The 261-nt window shown below is 64.8% G+C and carries 1 protein-coding gene; it reads left to right on the top strand.

Annotated elements, in window-relative coordinates:
- Window positions 1–261 (top strand): ATP-binding cassette domain-containing protein (locus AC5RUU_RS19675; protein ID WP_493976875.1); only part of this gene is annotated, 261 nt, incomplete at both ends.

Raw genomic sequence — 261 nt, 5'->3', positions numbered from 1 at the left:
TCGGCCTGGCCGGGTTCGGGGACTACTACCCCGCCCAGCTCTCCGGCGGACAGCAGCAGCGCGTCGCGATCGCCCGGTCCCTGGCCATGGACCCGGAGATCATGCTCTTCGACGAACCCACCAGCGCCCTGGACCCCGAAAAAGTCGGTGAAGTCCTCGCCGTGATGAAAGACCTCGCCAAGAAAGGCATGACCATGGTCGTCGTCACCCACGAAATGGGCTTCGCCCGCGAAGTGGCCGACTCCCTGATCTTCATGGACG

This window comes from Arthrobacter sp. K4-10C, assembly GCF_059090085.1.
Note: the sequence above shows the minus strand (reverse complement) of the source record. Positions and strands in the feature narration are given on the sequence as shown.